This window comes from Nitratireductor aquibiodomus NL21 = JCM 21793 (assembly GCF_000615975.1).
GTDB classification, from domain to species: Bacteria; Pseudomonadota; Alphaproteobacteria; order Rhizobiales; family Rhizobiaceae; genus Nitratireductor; species Nitratireductor aquibiodomus.
Genome location: NZ_BAMP01000152.1, coordinates 1 through 4,951, shown reverse-complemented (window position 1 = coordinate 4,951; position 4,951 = coordinate 1). Strand labels below are relative to the sequence as shown.

Annotated in this window: 3 protein-coding genes; 1 reads left to right on the top strand and 2 read right to left on the bottom strand. The window is 63.3% G+C overall.

Features of this window, described 5'->3' with window-relative positions; translation table 11 throughout:
- Window positions 1–2,576, bottom strand: a 2,576-nt coding sequence (gene alaS, locus JCM21793_RS22495) for an alanine--tRNA ligase (RefSeq protein WP_025031794.1), incomplete at its 3' end; no start/stop codon positions are given.
- Window positions 2,577–2,799: 223 nt separating this feature from the next.
- On the bottom strand, window positions 2,800–3,885 hold the full coding sequence (gene recA / locus JCM21793_RS22490) for a recombinase RecA (RefSeq protein WP_007009803.1): 1,086 nt from the start codon (window positions 3,883–3,885) through the stop codon (window positions 2,800–2,802).
- A gap of 236 nt (window positions 3,886–4,121) precedes the next feature.
- Here recA and JCM21793_RS22485 point away from each other — a divergent pair.
- Window positions 4,122–4,951, top strand: an 830-nt coding sequence (locus tag JCM21793_RS22485) for a carbohydrate kinase family protein (protein ID WP_036541563.1), incomplete at its 3' end; no start/stop codon positions are given.

The window sequence follows — 4,951 nt, the reverse complement described above, 5'->3', positions numbered from 1 at the left end:
CCGCCGCCGCCCTTGCCGCCGATGGCGGCGGAGGCGACGCGGACGAGATCGACGGCGCTGAAGCGCTCGATGAGGTCCTTCGTGACGCCTACCACGACACTGGCCTTGCCCTCTTCGGAGGTTCCCACAAAGACCGTGACGCCGGAGCCGAGCGATGCCTTGCCGTCATCGGCCAGCGGCTTCAGGTCTTTGGGCGAAATGCCATCAACCACGCGCCCCATGAAGCCGACACCGGCGACCGTTTCCGTGCCGGCATCGGATGCGCCGGCACCGCCGCCGCCAAGCGCTAGCTTGCGCTTGGCTTCGGAAAGCTCGCGCTCCAGCCTGCGGCGCTCTTCAAGAACCGCTTCGAGACGCGCCGGAACATCGGCCGGCGCCACTTTCAGCGCGCCGGCGGCACGCTTCAACTGCGCCTCCTGCTCGCCAAGGTAATGCCGCGCGGCATCAGCCGTCAGCGCTTCGATGCGGCGCACGCCTGAGGCAACAGCGCCCTCGGAGACGACGCGGACCAGACCGATGTCGCCGGTGGCCTTCACATGGGTTCCGCCGCACAATTCCAGCGAATAGGTCTTGCCGGCCTTGTCGCCTTCCCGCGCCGTGCCCATGGAGACCACGCGGACCTCATCGCCGTATTTCTCGCCGAACAGGGCCATGGCGCCGGCCTCGATTGCATCGTCGACCGCCATCAGATGCGTCTCGACGGGCGCATTCTGCAACACGATGGCGTTGGCAATGTCCTCGATGCGGGCAAGCTCGTCGTCCGAGATGGGCTTGGGGTGCGAGAAGTCGAAGCGCAGGCGCTCCGGCGCGACCAGCGAGCCCTTCTGCGCCACATGGGTGCCCAGCACCTCGCGCAGTGCCTCATGGAGAAGATGGGTCGCCGAATGGTTGGCGCGGATGCGCGCGCGGCGCGCGTGATCGACCTTGAGCGCAACGACATCGCCGGTGCCAACCGTGCCGCTCTCGACGCGCCCGAAATGAACGAGAAGCCCATCACCCTTTTTCAGCGTATCGGCAATGGCGATGGAGAACCCTTCACCCGAAATCGTGCCGGTATCGCCCACCTGACCACCGGATTCGCCATAGAACGGGGTCTGGTTGGTGACGATGGCCACCTCGTCGCCATCGGCGGCGCGATCGACCATCGCGCCATCGCGCACAAGGGCGGAGACCACGCCTTCGGATTCCTCGGTCTCGTAGCCGAGAAAATCACTGCCGCCGGTCTTGTCCTTGACGGCGAACCAGACGGCCTCGGTGGCCGCCTCGCCGGAGCCTGCCCAGTTTGCGCGCGCCTCGGCCTTCTGACGCTCCATGGCGTCGTTGAAGCCGGTCAGGTCCACATGGATGCCGCGCTGGCGCAGCGCATCCTGCGTCAGGTCGAGCGGGAAGCCATAGGTGTCGTAGAGTTTGAATGCGGTCTCGCCGTCGAGCAGGTCGCCCTCGCCCATCTCGCCCGTGGCATCGGAAAGCAGCGTGAGGCCGCGCGCCAGCGTTTTGCGGAAACGGGTTTCCTCAAGCTTCAGCGTCTCGGTGATGAGGGCCTCGCCGCGCACGAGTTCGGGATAGGCGCGGCCCATCTCACGCACCAGCGCGGGCACGAGGCGCCACATCAGCGGGTCTTTCGAGCCGAGAAGCTGCGCATGGCGCATGGCGCGGCGCATGATGCGGCGCAGAACATAGCCGCGCCCCTCATTGGAGGGCAGAACACCATCGGCAATCAGGAAGCTGGAGGCGCGCAGATGGTCGGCGATGACCTTGTGGCTCGCATGCTGCGCACCTTCCGCACGCACGCCGGTCGCCTCCTCGGACGCGTGGATCAGGGCGCGGAAAAGGTCGATGTCGTAATTGTCGTGCACGCCCTGCAGGACAGCGGCCACGCGCTCGAGCCCCATGCCGGTGTCGATGGAGGGCCGCGGCAGGTCCACGCGCTCGTCAGCCGTCAGTTGCTCGAACTGCATGAAAACGAGGTTCCATATCTCGATGAAACGGTCGCCATCCTCATCCGGGCTTCCGGGCGGGCCGCCGGGAATGTGGTCGCCGTGATCGTAGAAAATTTCCGAGCACGGGCCGCAGGGGCCGGTGTCACCCATGGCCCAGAAATTGTCACTCGTGGCAATGCGGATGATGCGGTCGTCGGGCAGACCGGCGATCTTCTTCCAGAAATCGGCCGCCTCGTCATCCGTGTGGTAGACGGTGACAAGAAGACGCTTCGGGTCGAGGCCGAATTCCTTCGTGACAAGGTTCCACGCAAGCTCGATGGCGCGGTCCTTGAAATAGTCGCCGAAGGAGAAATTGCCCATCATCTCGAAGAAGGTGTGATGGCGGGCCGTGTAGCCGACATTGTCGAGATCGTTGTGCTTGCCGCCGGCGCGCACGCATTTCTGGGCCGTTACGGCGCGATCATAGGGTCGCGTCTCCAGCCCGGTGAACACGTTCTTGAACGGCACCATGCCGGCATTGGTGAACATCAGGGTCGGGTCGTTGCGCGGGACAAGCGGGCCGGAGGCCACGATCTCGTGTCCGTTCTTCTTGAAATAGTCGAGAAAGGTCGACCGGATGTCGTTGACGCCACTCATGTTTCAGCCTTTGCGAGAAGCCCGCCCGGTTAAGCAGGGAATAGAAGCCCGCCTTTTAACGCCAGCGTCCGGACGTGTCCAGAAATCCCGTCAGGATAAGGCCACACAGGCGACTGACGCCGGCTTATAAAAAAAACACCGCCAGCAGGTGGCGGTGTTCTGATTTCATCGGATTGAAGCACGCTGGCCCTGCAGCGTTGTCCGGACCAGCGAGACTGAGGTTCTACTCCTCAGCGTCCCCGCCGTCCTGGTCACCCGGTCCGGTATCATCGAGGAATTTTTCGGCAATCAGGCCTGCATTCTGGCGCAGGGCCAGTTCGATCTCCTGCGCTGCCTCGGGATTGTCATGCAGGAACTGCTTGGCGTTCTCACGTCCCTGCCCCAGGCGCTGCGAATTGTAGGAGAACCAGGCGCCTGACTTTTCGACAATGCCGGCCTTCACGCCGAGATCGATCAGTTCACCCGTCTTGGAGACGCCCTCGCCATACATGATGTCGAACTCGACCTGCTTGAAGGGCGGGGCCATCTTGTTCTTCACCACCTTGATACGGGTCTGATTTCCGACCACCTCATCACGATCCTTGACGGAACCGATGCGGCGAATATCAAGACGGACAGAAGAGTAGAATTTGAGCGCATTGCCGCCCGTGGTCGTCTCCGGCGAGCCGAACATGACACCGATCTTCATGCGAATCTGGTTGATGAAGATCACCATGGTCTTCGACCGGGAGATGGAGGCGGTCAGCTTGCGCAGCGCCTGGCTCATCAGGCGGGCCTGCATGCCCGGCAGAGAATCGCCCATCTCACCTTCGATTTCGGCGCGCGGCGTCAGGGCCGCAACAGAATCGACCACGATCACGTCAAGCGCACCGGAGCGCACGAGCGTGTCGCAGATCTCAAGCGCCTGCTCGCCCGTGTCGGGCTGCGAAATCAGGAGGTTTTCCAGATCGACTCCCAGCTTGCGGGCGTAGACCGGATCGAGCGCATGCTCGGCATCAATGAAGCCGCAAATGCCGCCCTTCTTCTGCGCTTCGGCGACCGTGTGAAGCGCCAGCGTCGTCTTACCGGAGCTTTCCGGACCGTAAATCTCGATGATGCGGCCACGCGGCAGTCCGCCGACGCCCAGGGCAATATCGAGGCCCAGCGACCCGGTGGAGATGGTCTCGATCTCGACCACCTGATCATTGGCGCCGAGCCGCATGATCGATCCCTTGCCGAAGGCACGTTCGATCTGCGATAGCGCCGCATCCAGAGCCTTGGTTTTGTCCACCGAATTATCCTCTACAAGCCGCAATGAATTCTGAGCCATGATACAACACCCCTTCGAGGTCAATGGAGGCGGTTCCGCCAAATCCGCGATAGCCATCTGTACCCTTTTTGTTCTATTTTTGCAATAGGCATTAGAGCATTGAAAAAGCTATATAAATGTAATTTGTTCTATTTTTGTACACCTGAGATCACAATCATCGCCCCCATGCGCGCGCCTTATGCCCGGCGGGAGAGCCGACGGACTTTCTCGCACCGGGCGATTCGGAAAGTGGCCCGATGAACCTGACCGACCCACCCCGTCTGCTCGCCGTCGGCGGCGCTCACATAGACCGACGCGGGCGTCTCGACGCGCCGCATATCCCCGCCACCTCCAACCCGGGACGCATGCGCGAAGATGTCGGCGGAGGCATATTCAATGCCGCGCGCATGGCGGGCCGGCGCGGTGTGGCCGTGTCGCTCCTTTCCCTGCGTGGCGGGGATGCGGCGGGCGATACCGTGGCAAGAGCCATTGAAGAAGCCGGGTTCGAGGATCTCTCGGCGACATTTCTCGACCGCGCGACACCGAGTTACACAGCGATCCTCGATCATGACGGCGAGCTCATAACGGGTCTGGCGGACATGACGCTCTATGACATGGCTTTCGCCAGACAGATGCGCCGCTCGAAAGCGCGGGAGGCCGCGAGCCGCGCGACCGCCATACTATGCGACGCCAACATGCCGGCAGAGGCGGTGGCACAGCTTGCCGCCATTCGCGGCACCGCACCGCTTTACGCCATCGCCGTTTCGCCGGCAAAGGCCGGGCGGCTCGTACCCCACTTCGCCGATCTGGCTGCGCTCTTTCTGAATGCACGCGAGGCGCGCGGCCTTGCCGGGCTTGAAACCGGTGCCCCGGTCCGGCAGGCGGTGGATTCGCTTCGCGGTCTTGGCCTGCGCGCGGGTGTCATCACCGAGGGCAGCAGGGCCGTGACTGTCTTTGACGGCGAAAGCCACTGGCATATCGAGCCCCCGCTTGTGGAAACGGTTCTGGATGTGACCGGCGCCGGCGATGCACTGACCGGCGCAACCATCGCCGCGCTGATGCGCGGCCTGCCCCTTCAGGAGGCCGC